A 16,567-nucleotide genomic window follows, 5' to 3' on the forward strand; every position below is an offset into this window, starting at 1 on the left:
TGATCTTCAGGGCCGCCAGCGAAACCGCTGCATCGATACCCGGCCGTTGACCACATCCACGCCTTCCTGCTCCAGCAGGGTTTTCTGACGGATGAACGTATCCGAACCGTCGGGAAAGGCGATCTGGCCGGTATTGCGGATCACCCGGAACCAGGGCACCGAATGACCTTCCGGCAGCATGCCCAGGGCACGGCCCACGAACCGGGCCTGGCGGCCCAGTCCCGCCATGTCCGCCACCTGGCCATAACTGGCCACCCGGCCTTGGGGAATGGCCAGTACCACCTGCCATATTCTCTGTTCGCGTGTGGGTTCCACGGTGTTATAGGTCCTGTCGTTTGTTACCCATGTTGGCGGTTTGCGCCTGTGTAGCCCCGAAGAGGGGGTGGGGAGAGGGGGAAGAGGTTACCTCCCCGGTTTGTGTTCTGGCGCCCTTCGGCCGCTTCCCCTCTCCCTGGCCCTCTCCCGCAAGGGGAGAGGGGATGTATGCCGGATGACTGGAAACTCACGTTCTGGCCAACCCTCCCGGCCTTGAAGTTTTCAGCTTTGCCCAGATGGTAATGGAAGCGTGGAATCCGGGCTACCGGCTTTCAGCAGGATACAGAAGAACCAGGCCAGGTTGCTCCGGTCTGACAGTCACAGTGGGGAAGGCCCCGGGAGGCATCCGTTGCCGGTATTCGTGTTTCTGTTCATCGTGCTGCCCATCCTCGAGATGGTGGTGCTTATCAAGGTGGGAACCATCATCGGGGCCCTCAGTACCGTGGGCCTGGTCCTGCTGACCGCGGTCATTGGCGCGGCCCTGCTCAAGCAGCAGGGACTGGCCACCCTGACGCGGGCCAATCAGCGGCTCAACAGCGGTGAGCTGCCTGCCAAAGAGGTGGCTGAAGGGCTGATCCTGGCGGTGGGCGGTGCCCTGCTGCTGACCCCCGGCTTTATTACCGACACCATCGGATTTCTGTGCCTGATTCCCGGATCCCGTCACTGGTTTGTTGCCCAGGCCATGAAGCGTCTGGTGGTCCGGGGGCAGGGCGGTGGTTTCTACTGGTCGTCCGGTGGTGGTGATCCGTTTGGTGGTACCGATCCCTTCGGACGCCGGCGTGGTCCGGACGATGAGATTATCGAGGGCGACTATCGGGATGAAACCAGCAGAGACCGCGACCACATCGAAAAAAAGTAAAAATTTTTCACCCGGGGTGTTGAAAACCAAACCGCCACCCCCATTTAGGTCACACCAGTTCGCTGTGGGCAGATAACCATCTGCAAAAACAGGGAGTTAACTGCCCCGGCTTTTAACGCAGCGTCATTGCCAAAGACAATCTGACATTGGAGAAACCGAGCAATGAAAATTCGTCCGCTTCACGACCGTGTTGTCGTACGCCGTAAGGAAGAAGAAGAGAAAACCGCCGGTGGCATCGTGCTTCCGGGCAACGCCAAGGAAAAACCCTCCCAGGGCGAGGTTGTGGCTGTAGGCAACGGCCGGATTCTCGACAACGGCGAGACCCGCTCACTGGCGGTCAAGGAAGGTGACACCGTGGTATTCGGTCAGTTTGCGGGTAACACCGTGAAGATCGACGGTGAAGAACTGCTGATCATGAGCGAGAACGAAATCTACGGTGTGCTCGAAGGCTGACCGCCTGCAGCAACCGGATAACGCATTCAACCTGATTGTTTGCTGAACACGACAGACGATTGGTTTAAACGAACAGGAATAGAAGACTATGGCAGCTAAAGACGTTAAATTCGGTGACAGCGCGCGTAAGCGCATGGTTGCGGGCGTCAACACCCTGGCGGACGCCGTAAGGGTAACCCTGGGCCCGAAAGGCCGTAACGTGGTACTGGACAAGTCCTTCGGCGCGCCGACCGTGACCAAGGACGGCGTGTCCGTGGCCAAGGAAATCGAGCTGAAAGACAAGTTCGAGAACATGGGCGCCCAGATGGTGAAGGAAGTGGCTTCCCAGGCCAATGACACCGCCGGTGATGGTACCACCACCGCGACCGTACTGGCCCAGTCCATCGTTAACGAGGGCATCAAGGCCGTTACCGCCGGCATGAACCCGATGGACCTCAAGCGTGGCATCGACAAGGCTACCACCGAGGCCGTCAAGGCCATCCGTGAAATGGCCAAGCCCTGCGACACCAGCCACAACATCGCCCAGGTCGGCACCATTTCCGCAAACGGCGACGAGACCATTGGCAAGATCATCGCCGATGCGATGGAGAAAGTGGGTAAGGAAGGCGTCATCACCGTTGAGGAAGGCCGTGGCCTGGAAGACGAGCTGGACGTGGTTGAAGGCATGCAGTTCGACCGCGGTTACCTGAGCCCGTACTTCATCAACAACCAGGACAACATGTCCGCCGAGCTGGAAGATCCGTACATCCTGCTGGTGGATAAAAAGATCTCCAACATCCGCGAACTGCTGCCGGTACTGGAAGCCGTGGCCAAGGCTGGCAAGCCGCTGCAGATCATCGCCGAGGACATCGAGGGCGAAGCCCTGGCAACCCTGGTGGTGAACAACATGCGCGGTATCGTCAAGGTCAACGCCGTGAAGGCGCCCGGCTTTGGTGACCGTCGCAAGGAAATGCTGCAGGACATCGCCATCCTGACCGGTGGTACCGTGATCTCCGAGGAAGTGGGTCTGACCCTGGAGAACACCACCCTGGATGACCTGGGCACCGCCAAGCGTGTCAACGTTACCAAGGAAAACACCACCCTGATCGGTGGCGCCGGTGCCGAGGCCGACATCGAGGCCCGCGTCGAGCAGATCCGCAAGCAGATCGAGGACAGCTCCTCCGACTACGACAAGGAGAAGCTGCAGGAACGCGTTGCCAAGCTGGCCGGTGGTGTCGCCGTGATCAAGGTTGGCGCCGGTTCCGAAGTGGAAATGAAAGAGAAGAAGGCCCGTGTTGAGGATGCCCTGCACTCCACCCGCGCTGCGGTTGAGGAAGGCATCGTACCGGGTGGTGGTGTGACCCTGATCCGTGCCATTGCGGCCCTGGACAAGGTTAATGCTATCAACGAAGAGCAGAAGATGGGCGTCAACATCCTCCGTCGTGCCATGGAAGCCCCCCTGCGCCAGATTGTCTTCAACGCTGGTGGTGAGTCTTCCGTGGTCGTGGCCAAGGTGCGTGAAGGTGAAGGCGCCTTTGGGTACAACGCCGCCACCGAGGAATACGGCGACATGCTGGAGATGGGTATCCTGGATCCTGCCAAGGTCACCCGTTCCGCGCTGCAGGCAGCCGCTTCCGTTGCGTCCCTGATCATCACCACCGAGGCGATGGTTGCCGACGAGCCGGAAGAGGAAGGCGCCGGCGGCGGTGGTATGCCGGACATGGGTGGTATGGGCGGTATGGGCGGCATGATGTAATGCCCCTGGTTGCCTGACGGAGCAGTACCTCCGGGTACTGACTCCGCCCATGAAACCCCGCACGGGAGAAATCCCGGCGGGGTTTTTTGTTTCTGTGGTATTTTCAAATCGGGGTGCAGGTCACGTAGAATCTGCCCACCGGCCCGAAACCTGTGAAGCAATGTCACAAAGTCATCGCAGGTTCTTGCCATAATTCAGGAAACGCGCGAAGTTTGGCCAAGTCGCCAGGCTGGCTGATGCTGCAACGTCGATAATGGTGTCCGACCCTAGATGAAAGACTTACCCGAACGTTCTTTCCTCAGGCCCATGAAGGTCATCCTGCTGGTGTTGCTGGCGGTGGTGATCTACCTCGTGGCCCTGGTGGTGTGGATGCCCGCTGGCTGGGTCTGGTCGCAGGTGTCCGCCAGTGTCGGATTGCCGCCGGGAGTGCAGGTGCAGCGGGTATCCGGCACGCTCTGGCAGGGGGCAGCGCGGCTGGACGTGCAGCGTCACCCCATGAGAGTCGCCTGGGACCTGTCCTGGCCGGATATTGCGGGCCTGCGACAGCCCGTGGCCTTTACCGCTGAAACCGGGGAATCCCGTGTCCGGGGCGGATTGCTTCTGGGGTGGCCTTCCTCCCTGGTGGTGGACGCCACCGGTCGCATCCATGTGGCGGAGTTCGAGGAGTTGATCCGGCAGAGCGGTGGCGCCCTGCTGGAAGGGGATGTGATTATCGAGCGTTTGCGAATTGCCGCCAGCGACGGCCGTCTGGAGAGTGCCACCGGCCTTGGCCGATGGCCGGGTGGCCAGGTGAGCTGGCCCATGGGGGGCAGTGTCCAGACCACGGTATTCCCGCCCATGCAGGCCACGCTGGCGGACACGACCCAGGGCGTTTTGCTGGCGATTGCCGAGGAGGGGAAGGCAGAACCGGCCGCCGATGCCACCATCGGCTTTGATGGCATGATGGGAATTCGTGTGTATAAACGCATGGTCGACCTTGCCGGACAACAATGGTCGGCATCGGCCGCGCCCGGCGATGTGATCTTTCAGGTGCAGCAACCCCTGGTGCCGGGAGGTCGGCTCTGATGGCCAGGCGATCCTCGGTCACGGTGCCGGCCTGGCTGCCCCGCTGGTTGGGTAACCTGTTAATGGTAGGACTGGTGGTCCACGTTGCGGTGGGCGCGGCCTGGCTCACCTGGTTCCTGGCGTGGGATGAGCAATCGGTGGTATCGCTCTATCAGAATGGAGCGCCCGCAGGCAGCGGAGCGGCCCGGGTGAGTGCCCCGCTGGGCAGTATGGAGCTGTTCGGTCAGACTGCCGGCAATCAGCCGGTGCCGGAGGCGGTGCGCCGCAATGCCCCGGAAACCCGCTTGCGACTGACCCTGGAGGGGGTGATGGTTGCGGAGCGGCCTGAGAACTCCGGTGCTATAGTGACAAGCGGGGGTAACATTACTGCCCATTATCGAGTGGGTGAGATCATCCCGGGTAATGCCGAGCTTGTGGAGGTGGAACCCGGGCGTATACTGATCCGTCGCCAGGGTGCGCTGGAGTCCCTGGCCTTCGACGAAGACAGCGAAGGACCGGCCATCGCCGCCATGGAGCCGGAGTCGGATTCCGGTGATACATCGGGGGATTTCCTGGACCAGGCTCAGGAACGACTTGCGAGCGAAGGTGCGAACGCGTTACTTGCATTTGGCCTCCAGCCGGTGGAGGATGGCGGCTCACAGGGCTACGTGTTCGACGGCTCCAACGCCATGCTGCGGGCGGTGAACCTGCGCGAGGGCGATGTCATCACGGCCATCAATGGCTATCAGTTGGGTGACCTGGAACAGGACCGGCAACTACTGGAAACACTGCGTTCCGAAAGTCAGTTGCAGGTGGAAGTCGAACGGGATGGCGCCCGTTTCACGGTAACCTACGCGTTGCCACAGTAGTCGCCACAATACAGACAGGGGAGCCGGCCAAGGCTCCATGTAAGGAATAATCGGGGGGCGGTGTCCCCGAAAGACAATCAGAAAGCCATAGTGTTTCTGGAACTTACCGGGGTGCCTTCTGCCAGACCTGAAGTCACCCGGGGTTCATCCAGGGGCTTCGCAAGGCTTCTCATCGATACAGGACGCGATCGTTGCATGATTAAGCTCACCACACCTCTTTTTCGGGCCCTGGTACTGGCCCTGCTGCTGCCACTGATGACCGCGGCCCAGGCGCAGGAAGGTACTTGGCGGCTGAACCTCAAGGATGCGGATATCCGCGCCTTTGTCACGCAGGTCGCCGACATCACCGGTTACAGCTTTGTGGTGGATCCCAGGGTCAAGGGCAAGGTGACGGTCCTGTCCAGTGCCCCGATGAACAAGGACGAGATCTATGACCTGTTCCTGGCGGTACTGCAGGTGCATGGTTTCACCGCCATTCCCGGGGAGGAGGTGATCAAGGTTATCCAGCAGGTGGATGCCAAGCAGAACGCCGAGGACCTCACCCGCTTTGAAGAAACGCCCAGCGAGCAGCTCATAACCCGGGTTATCCCGGTCAACAATGCCAATGCCCTGGAACTGGTTCCCATCCTGCGTCCGTTGGTGGCCAAATACGGGCATCTTGCCGGCGTGGCGGCCGCCAACGCCCTGATTGTCAGTGACCACCGCAACAATATCGAGCGTATCGAGGAGATCGTCCGGGACCTGGACAGCCCTTCCGAATACGAAGTGGAAGTGATCCAGCTGGAAGAGGCCTGGGTTGGCGATATGGTGACCCTGTTGCAGGAACTGGCCCCGGATGAGCTGGGGCGTGCTGGTGGTGGCGGTGAATCTCCCTCCCGCAAGTTCAGTGTCACCGCTGATGAGCGCAGTAACCGGCTGATCCTGCGGGGCGACAAGAATTTCCGTGACAAGATGCGTAACCTGATCCACCAGTTGGACCAGCCTTCTGCCTCCGGTGGTACGACCAAGGTGGTTCGCCTCAAGCATGCGGATGCCAAGAATCTTACCGAAATCCTCGAAGGCGTCATGGGCGAAGTGGTCCGTGAAGCCGAAGGCGAGGGCAGCGGCGGTGGTGGTTCCAGCCGCCGCAACGCCACCGGCTTCTCGGTGTTTGCGGACGAGGGTCTGAACGCCCTGGTGCTGCGGGGGGAACCTTCCATGATGCAGGAAGCGGAGATGATTATCTCCCAGCTGGATGTCCGTCGCGCCCAGGTGATGATCGAGGCGGCTATCGTGGAAATCAGCGATCAGTTGGGATCGGATCTCGGTGTCCAGTTTGCGGCAGCGGATGAAAGCGGCGGTTCGACACCGGTTATTGGTTCCAACTTCAACAACGTGGGCAACAGTATTGGCGATGTCATCGGTGCCATCCTGGAGGAAAGCCTGATTGCCCCGGCGGTGGGCGGCGTGACCATCGGTGCCGGCCAGCGTAATGAGGATGGTCTTACCTGGGGTGTCCTGTTGCAGGCCCTGTCCACCTCGGCTGCGGCGAACCTGCTGTCCACGCCCAGTATCATCACCCTGGATAACCAGGAATCCGAGATTATCGTGGGGCAGAACGTGCCTTTCCGCACCGGCGAACAGGCGACGGCTGGTGATGGGCTGAGTAACCCCTTTACCACCATAGAACGTCGCGATATCGGTCTGACCCTGAAGGTGACCCCGAGCATCAGCGAGGATGGCCTGGTTCGCCTGGTGGTCGAGCAGACCACGGAAGATGTGGCCGAGAGTGTGGAGAACGCCTCTGACATTGTGACCAACAAGCGTGAGATCAAGACCACCGTATTGGCGGACGATGGCGAGACCATCGTGCTTGGCGGCCTGATCAACGAGAATGTGCGCATTAACAAGAGCAAGGTGCCCCTGCTGGGAGATATCCCGATCCTTGGGCGTCTGTTCTCCTCTGAATCCCAGACCCGGGAGAAGCGTAACCTGCTGGTATTCCTGAGACCCACCATCATGCTGGACAAGGCCAAGTCCGCCGAGGTGACGGAAGACAAGTACGCCGGTCTCTGGGATATCAACCTGGATATTCGGGAGAAACTTGACCTGCCGGAGGATGAAGAAGCACCACCGGAAATTGAGACCCTGTTCCGGGGCAAGGAGTACCGTGAGGCCCAGCAGGCCAAGGAAGAAGCCGCTGCTGAGCAGTAACGCTCGGAGCGTTACCCTGACAGGCTCGGGAAAGCAGGAATGATAAGGGCCACCAGCCATACTGGTGGCCCTTTTTCTTGTCATTCATATAGGGTCGGGACGTCTGTTCTATAGGCCCCCGGATATCAGGAGAGGGGAGGCAGCGGGCAGTCAAGCTGGTCGGCGACGATCCTTAACAGCTCGTATTCCCTGGGGGCCACCCTGCCGTCATGACGCACACACTGGGCGCAGGCATCCAGGATGGCGGGCTTGAGCATGGGGGATAGCTGGTTGAGCCGTTTCAGGCTGTCCCGCAGGCCACTGACGGTGATCTTTTCTACCAGCGCCAGGCTGTCGGCATCCCGCCGGTTGGCAAAACTTGCAAGGGCCTGGCGATGCAGGGTATCGGCTTCTGGCTGGTTACCGGTGCCGGCCCTGGCCATGAGGCTGAACAGATTATTGAGGTCGCCGACGACGTTCCGGTAGCTGCGGTACCGTACCGGCACCACCCGGCCCGAATCCGCTGCGAGGTGTCGTTGCAGGAAGCCATGCAGGGCGAACTCGAACAGGGTGATGCGACCGTCCGCCTGCGCCATGGTGGCGACCTGCCGGATCAGTGCCTGGCGTTCGTCGGGATCGAGTTTACGCAGTGCCGGCATGGCCAGCTCCAGGGCGGGCAGGCGGATGCCATCTCCCTCCCGCTCCAGCGTGGGCTGGAAACGGCGGATCAGGGCCGGGTCGGGGCGTAGCACCGTGGCTTCGGGCATATGGTTGAGCAGGTTCTCGGCGGTGTCGTCCCGGAGATCATGGATCAGCAGGGCGTAGATCAGTTGCACGGCGCCGGAGCGGGTGTAGAGCAGTTCGCGCACGTTGGCGGGCAGGCGGTTCAGCAGTTTGCTGGCATGGAGTTCGTTCCCCCGGGTGACCGTCCCGGTGGTGGCGGCAATGGACGTTTCCCCCGTGGATGAAAAACCGGAACCGCCGGCCAGCCCGCTGGCCTGCTCCGGCACCCTGGTGTGTGCTGCGGTCTGCTCCCCGGGCAGGTCGCGCATACGGCTGCGCAGGCGTGTCAGTAGTCCGGGCTGGATAGCTTCGATGCGTTCATCGACAGGCGGGTGCGACCCAAGCAACCGGCTGAAGGCCATTTTGGTGCTTTCACCAAAGCACATGTGGTTCATGTCGCTGGCATGGCTGGTGTGTTCCAGGTAGCCGGATTTGAGTCCGATCTTGTAGAGGGCGCCGCCGATGCCTTCCGGGTTGCGGGTGAACTGGACGGAGGAGGCATCCGCCAGCCGTTCCCGTTCCCGGGAGACCGCGGCCTGGATCAGCCGGCCGCAGAAGACGCCGAGGTAGCCGATGGCGGCAAGGGCGAGTCCCACGATCAGTAATACCCCACGGCCGTTATTGCGACCGCCCGAGCTGAAGGAGTGGCGATGGCTGCTGCTGTGGAGCAGGAAGAAGCCGATCTGGCCGATGGCGAGGATGCCGGCCAGCAGGGCGATGAGGCGGACGTTAATGCGCATGTCGCCATTGAGGATGTGGCTGAATTCGTGGCCCACAACGCCCTGGAGTTCGTCCCGGGTCAGTTGGTTGAGGGCGCCGTGGGTCACGACCATGACGGCTTCGTTGGGGGTGTAGCCGGCGACGAAGGCATTGATGGCGGTTTCGTTGTCCATGACGTAGAGCTGGGGCACGGGCACGCCGCTGGCGATGGCCATTTCTTCGACGATGTTGCGGAAGCGGCGTTCGTCAGCATCCTGGCTGGAAGGGTCAAGCAGGCGGGCGTTGACCATTCGGGCGACCCGTTCGCCGCCGCCGGCCAGGTCGATCCAGCGTATCCCGGAGGCGCCAACGATGAGCAGGATAACGGCGCCGGCGGTTATCAGGCCGTGGGAGCTAAGCAGCCACTGGTGGAAGGGGAGGCTGGTGGTTTCGCTGCGGGTGACGAAGTAGCCTACCACGCAGACGGCCAGGGCGATCAGGGTGACGGCCAGGGTGAAGAGGAATACCAGCAGGGTGGTATTGCGTTTGGCATTGGCCTGGCGTTCAAAGAATCCGGGGGCGGGCATATTTCAGTTTCCGGAGTTGTAAGGGGATTCTGGGATTTGGTGCAAGGCCTTGAGGCCGGGAGTAAGGTCCGGGGGCCGGTGGTGCTTTCCCGGACACGCCGTTAATACATCCCTGTAGGCTCTTCGAAAACGTCCATGTTTTCGAAGGTCCGGGAAAGCACCACCGGCCCCCGGACCCCAAAGTTCGGTGCTGTCCTCAAATCAGAAACTGACCTTCGGCGCAGTCCGCGCCTCGGGCGACTCAAGCTCCAGCTGCGCGGTCTGCTTGAAACTGAACAGGCCGGCGATGATGTTGTTGGGGAACTTCTCCCGGTGGATGTTGTAGCTCATCACGCTGTCGTTGTAGGCCTGGCGGGCGAAGGCGACGCGGTTTTCGGTGCTGGAGAGTTCTTCCATCAACTGCTGGACGGTTTCGTTGGCTTTCAGCTCGGGGTAGTTCTCGGCCACCGCGTAGAAGTTGGCCAGGGCCTTGGTGAGCATATTCTCGGCGCTACCCAGCTTCTGCATCTTGCCGGCTTCCCCCGGATCGGTCGCGGCGTCTTTCTGGGCGTTGACGGCGCCATTACGGGCTTCCATGACCTGGGTGAGGGTTTCCCGCTCGTGGCTCATGTAGGCCTTGGTGGATTCCACCAGGTTGGGGATCAGGTCGTGGCGACGCTGTAGCTGTACGTCAATCTGGGAGAAGCTGTTCTTGAACTGGTTGCGGTAGGACACCAGTTGGTTGTAGATGGAGACAATGTAGATGACGACGATGGCGATTACGGCAATGCCGATCAGCGTGGAGATCATAAGGGTCCGTTCCTGATGGGTGTGTGGGAGTGTTCCGGGACGCTCCCTGGCGCCTATTTATATTGCTGATTCTCCATGTTTTCCTCAAGCTTTCCGTGAAAGCTGTCCACAAACTCCCGAAAGGCATCCGGGGCCAGGGGGCGGCTGAAGTAATAGCCCTGGGCGATCTGGCATCCCCGCTGTCGAAGGTAGAATTCCTGTTCATGGGTTTCCACGCCCTCGGCGATCACGGCGAGGTTGAGGCTCTTGCCCAGGTCGATGATGGTGTTGGCGATTCGTGTGTCGTCTTCGTTGACCAGCAGGTCGCGGATGAACTGTTTGTCGATCTTGAGGTGCTGGACTGGCATTCGTTTCAGGTAGGTCAGTGAGGAGTAGCCGGTGCCGAAGTCATCTACGGCGATGTTGATGCCGGCGCTGTTAAGTTGGCGCAGTTTTTCGACAGCGTCCTCCAGGTTTTCCATGAAGCCGGTTTCGGTGATTTCCAGTTCCAGACGTCCTGGCGGAATCTCATGGCGGCCGAGGGTGGCCAGGATGGTGCCGACGATATCCGGTTGGCGCAGCTGGACAGCGGACAGGTTGACCGCGATGCGCAGGGGCATGCCGGAGGCGGCCCAGGTAGCGGCCTGACGACAGGCTTCGTCGAGTACCCACTGGCCGATGTCGACAATGGTGCCATTGAGTTCCGACAGTGGGATGAAGTGGTCCGGCGGTACCATGCCCCGTTCCGGGTGAGTCCAGCGGATCAGGGCTTCGGCGCCGATAATGCGTTCGCTCTGGAGGCTGATCTGGGGTTGGTAGACCAGGTGGAATTCGTGATTGTTGAGGGCCTGTGACAGATCTTTCTCAAGCTGTTTGCGGGCGCGGATTTCCTGGTCGACGCTGGCTATGTAGAAGCGGCTGTGGTTGGTGGCTTCCGCCTTGGCCAGGGTCATGGTGTGTTCCGCATGCTGTAGCAGGTGGTCCGGTTCCGCCGCATCTGTCGGGTACATGGCCACACCGATGGTGGCGGTTACCTGTAGTGAGCTGTCGTCTATGCGCACCGGTTCGCTGAACAGCCGCAGCAGGAATTCGGCCAGTTCCGCGGCTTCGTACTGGTCTTCCACCGGGTTGGCGATGACCACGAACTGGTCGCCGCTCAGGCGGCCGGGGATGATGCGCTGGCGGGAGCCCTGTTCTTCCATGCGCTCGGCCATGGTCTGCAGGATGCGGTCGCCGGTCTGGTAGCCAAGCTGTTCGTTGATGGACTTGAAATCATCTATACCACAGCAGTACACCGCCAGTCGGTCGCGGTTGGCACGGCAGTCTTCCAGGGTGGTTCCCAGTGTTGAAAGAATGGTTTCCCGGCTGGGCAGGCCGGTGAGCTGGTCGTATCGGATAAGCTGGTTGGCGCGGTTTTCGGCGGCCTCGTGTCGTCGTCGGCTTTCCTGGATCGACACCAGCAGGTTGTTGATCACTCGCACCAGTACCCCGAGTTCATCGGTCTTGTGGCCCTTCGGGCGATCCAGCAGGTGTCGGTCCGGATGGTCGGGATCCACTTCGGTCAGGGCCCTCACCAGGGTTTGCAGTGGCTTGGTCATCAGCCAGTGGACCACCACGAACAGCACAAGCCCGACAATGACCGCCCGCAGGATGCCGACCAGGAAGGTGAGGGCGGAGCGTTCCAGCCAGGCGGCTGCGGCGGGGGAGGTATCATAGGTCACACCAAGCTGGCCGTAGACGACCGCCTTGCCGCTGGCCAGAACGTCGTTGCGATGCAGATCTGTGGTGTAGGTTCGGGTGCGGTCGAAAATCCAGTCCGTCAGTCGTCGGTAGGGGGTGTCACTCAGGGTGCGTTGGTGGCTGGCCAGCACTTCGCCGTCGGGGTGGGCGATGACGGCCTTATGAAGTTCCTGTTGACCGAACAGGCCGGCAATAACCTGTCTGGCGAGTGCCTCGTCGAGACTGAAGATGGACTGGGTGGCGGCTTCCCGGACCAGTTCCACCGTCTGGCGGGCATGATGGTCCAGTTCGGAGGAAACGTAACGGGCATCGCTGACAATCTGGACCACACTGAGCAGGCTTCCGGCAATGATGGCGGCGGAGAGCACCCAGCGGAGGATCCTGTAGCCCAGGCGGCGTTGCACTGAAAATTCGTCCGTCATGATTTCCGCATGGTTATTGTGATCGTCATTGTCGCCAGCGTACTGGGTGGTCCTGAATCATTAGCTAAGTATGGACAACATTCCGTAGATTGCACTGATTAGAGTGCCATTTTTCCAGAATCTTCAGAGGCTAAGTGTTTAATTTTGTAATGGCGCGACAGGTGGACAGGATCGCAAACGCAAAAAGCCCGCGCGGGCGCGGGCTTTTTCGTGGCACCGAAGCAAAGCCGGTGCCGGATGGGATGAAAACCGGTAATCAGGCCAGGTTTTCGTTCACGAAATCCCAGTTTACCAGTTTCCAGAAGGCTTCCAGGTAGTTCGGCCGGCTGTTGCGGTAGTCGATGTAGTAGGCGTGCTCCCATACATCAACGGTCAGCACCGGCTTGTCCGCACCGGTCAGCGGGGTTTCGGCGTTGCTGGTGTTAACGATGGCAACGGAGCCGTCCGCCTTCTTGACCAGCCAGGTCCAGCCGGAGCCGAAGTTGTTGGCGGCCTTGTCGTTGAATTCCTTCTTGAAGTCCTCGAAGGAGCCGAAGGCTTTCTCGATGGCGTCCTTGGCGGCACCGGTGGGCTCGCCACCACCGTTGGGGCTCAGGCAGTTCCAGTAGAAGGTGTGGTTCCAGACCTGGGCGGCGTTGTTGAACAGCGGGCCGCTGGCGCTCTTGATGATGTCTTCCAGGGACTTGTTGGCATCGTCGGTACCTTCCACCAGGCCATTCAGCTTGGTGACGTAGGTGTTGTGGTGCTTACCGTAATGATATTCCAGGGTCTCCTCGGAAATATGCGGTTCCAGTGCATTCTTTTCATAAGGCAGTGCGGGAAGTTCAAATGCCATGAGGTCGTTCTCCGTGGTTTCTCTCAGTATTTTGAGGGTATTGACACCCCCGGCGCTCATTGTAGGGCGCTGGTCTTGCCGTGGTGTTGCCACGCAACCGCGTCCATTAGTCTTTTTGCCGCCTACAAGTATCGGGGCTGGTTGATTATTTTCAAGGGTAGGGGGCGGATTTCGCTGTGCACCCTGATGGCTTGCCCGGTCGAGTCGCCTGTCCAGGGCAACCCGGTGGGCCGGGGTTTCAGCGTGTCAGGGAGCAGTCCAGTTCCGGACTGCCCGGCAGGAACTGGCTGACATTCCGCACCCGCCACTTCAGTTCCTCGTGGCTGTCGGCGAGGACATTGACATGACCCAGTTTGCGGCCTGGCCGCTCGCCCTTGCCGTAAAGGTGAACGTGGGTATAGGGCAGCTCCAGGATACGATCGATATCGCCATGTTCGCCGATGATGTTCACCATGCAGCTGAGCCCCCGGGCCGCGGTGTTGCCCAGCGGATGTCCGGCGATGGCCCGAATGTGGTTCTCGAACTGGCTGGTCATGGCGCCTTCCATGGTCCAGTGACCGGAATTGTGTACCCGGGGGGCCATTTCGTTGGCGACCAGGCCGTCAGCCGTCTCGAACAGCTCCAGGGCCAGCACCCCGACGTAGTCCAGTTCGTTGAGCAGGGTGCGTATGTAGCCGTCGGCTTTCTCCTCCAGGGCGGGGGAGAGTTCCGGTGCCGGCGCGATGGAATAGCGCAGGATGCCGTCGTGGTGGACGTTTTCGGCCATGGGATAGAAAGCCACCTCGCCGTCCTCGCCACGGACCGCAATCAGGGACACTTCGCGGGTAAAGTCCACGAACTTCTCCACCATCAGCCTTTCGTGACCAATGGATTCCCAGGCACTGGCGGCATCCTGCGGCGTACGGAGCACTGCCTGGCCCTTGCCGTCATAGCCTTCAGTGTTGGACTTGGCCACCACCGGGCAGCCAAGCGCCTCGGCGGCGGCCTGCAATGAGGCTGCGCTGTCGGCCATGCGCCATTGGGGTGTGGGGATACCCAGGTTGCTGAACAGGGTCTTCTCGGCTTCCCGGTTCTGGCACACCTGCAGGGCCCGGGGCTGCGGATGGACCGGCTTGGTCCGGGCAATCTCCTCGGCCACCGCCACCGGCAGGTGCTCGAATTCGTAGGTCACGCGGTCAACCCGGGACAGGAAATCGTCCAGGTACTTGCCATCCCGGTCGATGATAACTTCCCCCAGGCCCGCGCTGGGGCTGCCGGACATGTCATAGAAGACAAAGGTCTTCGCCAGGGGATAACCGGCCAGGGCCAGCATCCGGCCAAGCTGTCCGGCACCGAGAACGCCAATTCTCATCGGTATACTCCTGTCTGTCTCATGACTCAGCTTTCTTCGCTGGGGTCAGGGTTGTCCAGTACGGACTGTGTCTGCTGTCGGCGGAAGTCCTCCACCCGGCCCTGCAGGTCCGGGTCATGGGTGGCCAGGATCTGCGCGGCCAGCAGGCCGGCATTGGTGGCGCCGGCCTTGCCGATGGCCAGGGTACCCACGGCAACGCCGCCGGGCATCTGGGCGATGGACAGCAGCGAGTCCAGGCCGTTCAGGGCCTTGGACTGGACCGGTACCCCCAGTACCGGCAGCGGCGTCTGTGACGCCACCATGCCCGGCAGATGGGCGGCGCCACCGGCGCCGGCGATGATCACCTTCAGGCCCCGCCCCGCGGCGCCCTTGGCATAATCGAACAGCAGATCCGGCGTGCGGTGTGCGGACACCACCCGGGTTTCGTAACGGACGCCCAGCCTGTCCAGCATCAGGGCGGCCTGTTCCATGGTGGGCCAGTCCGACTTGGAGCCCATGATAATGCCTACCAGCGGTTGCATAATGTTGTCCCCGGTAATAGAGGTGACGGCAGCGGGCATGGTCGATCTGCCGCCCGGCGTCGGGAAAGCCCGACATTTTAGGATTTGCCCGACTGCCATGCAAACCGTGAACTCAGTCAAGGGCGAATGCGGGCCTGTTCCGGGTGTTCATGATGCGTCCTTGGTGAAAGCGCCCGCAAACGGATATGATCAGTCGCCATAAGCAGTGATACCAAGAGGTTATTATGGACTCAATTCGCCCCGATGATGATGAACTCCGTGCTGACGCCCCGATTGCCGGTGATAGTCGCAAGACCGGCCAGGGTAAGGCAGGGGCGCGTCGGCCTGCGGGATCCGGGGGCAGAGGGGCACCACCGCCCCCGGCTGGCAGTGGAAAGTCCGGCAAGGGCTCCGCAGGCCCGGTCTGGGTGTTGTTGCTGTTACTGATCCTGGTTGGTGCCGGAGCCGGCTGGTTTGGCTGGCAGATGCAGCAACAGGTTCAGGCGATGGAAGAGCAACTGGAAGAGGCGGATTACTGGGCCCGGCAAAGCAAACTGGCCCTGGCCCGGTTTGAGGGGGATCTGTCGGAGACTGGTGAGAATCTGGAGGAAACCGATTCCTCCATGGATCAGCGCCTGGACAGCCTGGACAGCAAGCTGGCGGAAGCCAATGACGAAATTCGCAAACTGTGGGTGCTCTCGAACGAGCGGAATCGTCCGCGGATCGCCGAGTTGGCCGAGCAGCAGGAGGGCCTGTCCAGCCAACTCGATACCCTGTCCGCCAGCCTTGAGTCCACGGGGCAGGCGGTTACCGAGCTGCAGGCGAGTACCGAGTCGCTGGATTCCGGGTTGGCGCAGGCCCGTCAGGACGGGCAGCAGAACAGCGAGCGCCTGCAATCGCTTGCCGGCGACCTGGAGGGTGTCCAGGAACGTCTTGGCGCCATGGACGAGCAGGTTGCCCAGCGGTTGCAGCGCTTCCAGCAGGAGCAGTCACTGACACTGGACGGACTGGAAAGCCGTATTCAGGCCATGGAGGGGGGTGATGGTCGCGTGGAGGAACTCTCCCGACAGCTGGCCGCCACCCGCAGCCGGTTAAATGAGGCAGAACAGACCCTTAAGTCCGTGGATGCCTCACGTTCGCAGCTCACCTCGCGCCTGGTGCGCCTGCAGGATCAGGTAGACCAGCTTAGGGCGCAGTAGTGGAGTGATCGTAAACGTCGGAATTGATTGAAAAATAACCGTCAATCGGGGCGTTAGAAAAAATTTCGGGAAATTTCCCTGAAACATTTGACACCGTGCCAGAAATACTTAAAATGCGCGTCTCACTTGGTTGATGAACACGGCGAAAGCCGCTCAATCAGGTGAGACGCAAGCCGGAAGTGGGTGGTTAGCTCAGCTGGGAGAGCATCGCCCTTACAAGGCGAGGGTCGCAGGTT

Annotated in this window: 14 protein-coding genes; 7 read left to right on the forward strand and 7 right to left on the reverse strand. The window is 60.9% G+C overall.

What is annotated here, in order from left to right:
* Window positions 1–6: 6 nt before the first annotated feature.
* Window positions 7–315 carry an MGMT family protein gene (locus tag RO069_RS04590; protein ID WP_328185549.1) on the reverse strand — a complete coding sequence of 103 codons (309 nt, stop codon included), beginning with the start codon at window positions 313–315 and terminating at the stop codon, window positions 7–9.
* Window positions 316–664: 349 nt separating this feature from the next.
* Between RO069_RS04590 and RO069_RS04595 the strand changes: the two genes are divergently transcribed.
* The 6 genes from RO069_RS04595 (at window position 665) to gspD (ending at window position 7,468) form a co-directional block, all read left to right on the forward strand.
* On the forward strand, window positions 665–1,174 hold the full coding sequence (locus tag RO069_RS04595) for an FxsA family protein (RefSeq protein WP_328185550.1): 510 nt from the start codon (window positions 665–667) through the stop codon (window positions 1,172–1,174).
* Between the two features lie 162 nt (window positions 1,175–1,336).
* Window positions 1,337–1,627, forward strand: a complete 291-nt coding sequence (gene groES / locus RO069_RS04600; RefSeq protein ID WP_328185551.1) for a co-chaperone GroES — start codon at window positions 1,337–1,339, stop codon at window positions 1,625–1,627.
* Window positions 1,628–1,715: 88 nt separating this feature from the next.
* Complete coding sequence (gene groL / locus RO069_RS04605; RefSeq protein ID WP_328185552.1) at window positions 1,716–3,362, forward strand: chaperonin GroEL; 1,647 nt, start codon at window positions 1,716–1,718, stop codon at window positions 3,360–3,362.
* A gap of 270 nt (window positions 3,363–3,632) precedes the next feature.
* Window positions 3,633–4,427 carry a type II secretion system protein N gene (gene gspN, locus RO069_RS04610; protein WP_328185553.1) on the forward strand — a complete coding sequence of 265 codons (795 nt, stop codon included), beginning with the start codon at window positions 3,633–3,635 and terminating at the stop codon, window positions 4,425–4,427.
* Entirely contained in the window at window positions 4,427–5,275 is an 849-nt protein-coding gene (locus tag RO069_RS04615; protein ID WP_328185554.1) for a type II secretion system protein N, read from the forward strand. Before gspN ends, RO069_RS04615 begins: the two co-directional genes overlap by 1 nt.
* A gap of 195 nt (window positions 5,276–5,470) precedes the next feature.
* On the forward strand, window positions 5,471–7,468 hold the full coding sequence (gene gspD, locus RO069_RS04620; protein ID WP_328185555.1) for a type II secretion system secretin GspD: 1,998 nt from the start codon (window positions 5,471–5,473) through the stop codon (window positions 7,466–7,468).
* 125 nt (window positions 7,469–7,593) lie between these two features.
* Here gspD and RO069_RS04625 read toward each other — a convergent pair whose 3' ends face one another.
* From RO069_RS04625 to purE, 6 genes are all read right to left on the reverse strand, one after another.
* Window positions 7,594–9,516: a M48 family metallopeptidase gene (locus RO069_RS04625; RefSeq protein ID WP_328185556.1), complete on the reverse strand. Its 1,923-nt coding sequence runs from the start codon at window positions 9,514–9,516 to the stop codon at window positions 7,594–7,596.
* Window positions 9,517–9,717: 201 nt separating this feature from the next.
* Window positions 9,718–10,305: a LemA family protein gene (locus RO069_RS04630; protein ID WP_328185558.1), complete on the reverse strand. Its 588-nt coding sequence runs from the start codon at window positions 10,303–10,305 to the stop codon at window positions 9,718–9,720.
* 53 nt (window positions 10,306–10,358) lie between these two features.
* Complete coding sequence (locus RO069_RS04635; protein WP_328185559.1) at window positions 10,359–12,446, reverse strand: putative bifunctional diguanylate cyclase/phosphodiesterase; 2,088 nt, start codon at window positions 12,444–12,446, stop codon at window positions 10,359–10,361.
* A 256-nt stretch (window positions 12,447–12,702) separates the two neighbouring features.
* The gene (gene sodB / locus RO069_RS04640; RefSeq protein ID WP_328185560.1) at window positions 12,703–13,281 is read right to left on the reverse strand and encodes a superoxide dismutase [Fe]; all 579 of its coding nucleotides are present in this window, start codon (window positions 13,279–13,281) and stop codon (window positions 12,703–12,705) included.
* A gap of 238 nt (window positions 13,282–13,519) precedes the next feature.
* A complete protein-coding gene (locus tag RO069_RS04645) occupies window positions 13,520–14,632 on the reverse strand; it encodes a 5-(carboxyamino)imidazole ribonucleotide synthase (protein WP_328185561.1) in 1,113 nt (370 codons plus the stop codon).
* 26 nt (window positions 14,633–14,658) lie between these two features.
* Entirely contained in the window at window positions 14,659–15,153 is a 495-nt protein-coding gene (purE, locus tag RO069_RS04650; RefSeq protein WP_328185562.1) for a 5-(carboxyamino)imidazole ribonucleotide mutase, read from the reverse strand.
* Between the two features lie 224 nt (window positions 15,154–15,377).
* On the opposite strand from purE, the gene RO069_RS04655 reads away from it, so the two are divergent.
* Window positions 15,378–16,331 carry a hypothetical protein gene (locus tag RO069_RS04655; protein WP_328185563.1) on the forward strand — a complete coding sequence of 318 codons (954 nt, stop codon included), beginning with the start codon at window positions 15,378–15,380 and terminating at the stop codon, window positions 16,329–16,331.
* Window positions 16,332–16,567: the final 236 nt, after the last annotated feature.

The organism is Marinobacter sp. OP 3.4, from assembly GCF_036224885.1.
Classification (GTDB): domain Bacteria; phylum Pseudomonadota; class Gammaproteobacteria; order Pseudomonadales; family Oleiphilaceae; genus Marinobacter.

Bases quoted from the DNA above. Each gene is read 5' to 3' on its own strand.
- RO069_RS04655 (WP_328185563.1), top strand. From the start codon at position 15,378: ATGGACTCAATTCGCCCCGATGATGATGAACTCCGTGCTGACGCCCCG.
- sodB (WP_328185560.1), bottom strand. From the start codon at position 13,281: ATGGCATTTGAACTTCCCGCACTGCCTTATGAAAAGAATGCACTGGAA.
- RO069_RS04645 (WP_328185561.1), bottom strand. From the start codon at position 14,632: ATGAGAATTGGCGTTCTCGGTGCCGGACAGCTTGGCCGGATGCTGGCC.
- groL (WP_328185552.1), top strand. From the start codon at position 1,716: ATGGCAGCTAAAGACGTTAAATTCGGTGACAGCGCGCGTAAGCGCATG.
- gspN (WP_328185553.1), top strand. From the start codon at position 3,633: ATGAAAGACTTACCCGAACGTTCTTTCCTCAGGCCCATGAAGGTCATC.
- RO069_RS04635 (WP_328185559.1), bottom strand. From the start codon at position 12,446: ATGACGGACGAATTTTCAGTGCAACGCCGCCTGGGCTACAGGATCCTC.
- groES (WP_328185551.1), top strand. From the start codon at position 1,337: ATGAAAATTCGTCCGCTTCACGACCGTGTTGTCGTACGCCGTAAGGAA.
- RO069_RS04630 (WP_328185558.1), bottom strand. From the start codon at position 10,305: ATGATCTCCACGCTGATCGGCATTGCCGTAATCGCCATCGTCGTCATC.
- RO069_RS04615 (WP_328185554.1), top strand. From the start codon at position 4,427: ATGGCCAGGCGATCCTCGGTCACGGTGCCGGCCTGGCTGCCCCGCTGG.
- RO069_RS04625 (WP_328185556.1), bottom strand. From the start codon at position 9,516: ATGCCCGCCCCCGGATTCTTTGAACGCCAGGCCAATGCCAAACGCAAT.
- gspD (WP_328185555.1), top strand. From the start codon at position 5,471: ATGATTAAGCTCACCACACCTCTTTTTCGGGCCCTGGTACTGGCCCTG.
- purE (WP_328185562.1), bottom strand. From the start codon at position 15,153: ATGCAACCGCTGGTAGGCATTATCATGGGCTCCAAGTCGGACTGGCCC.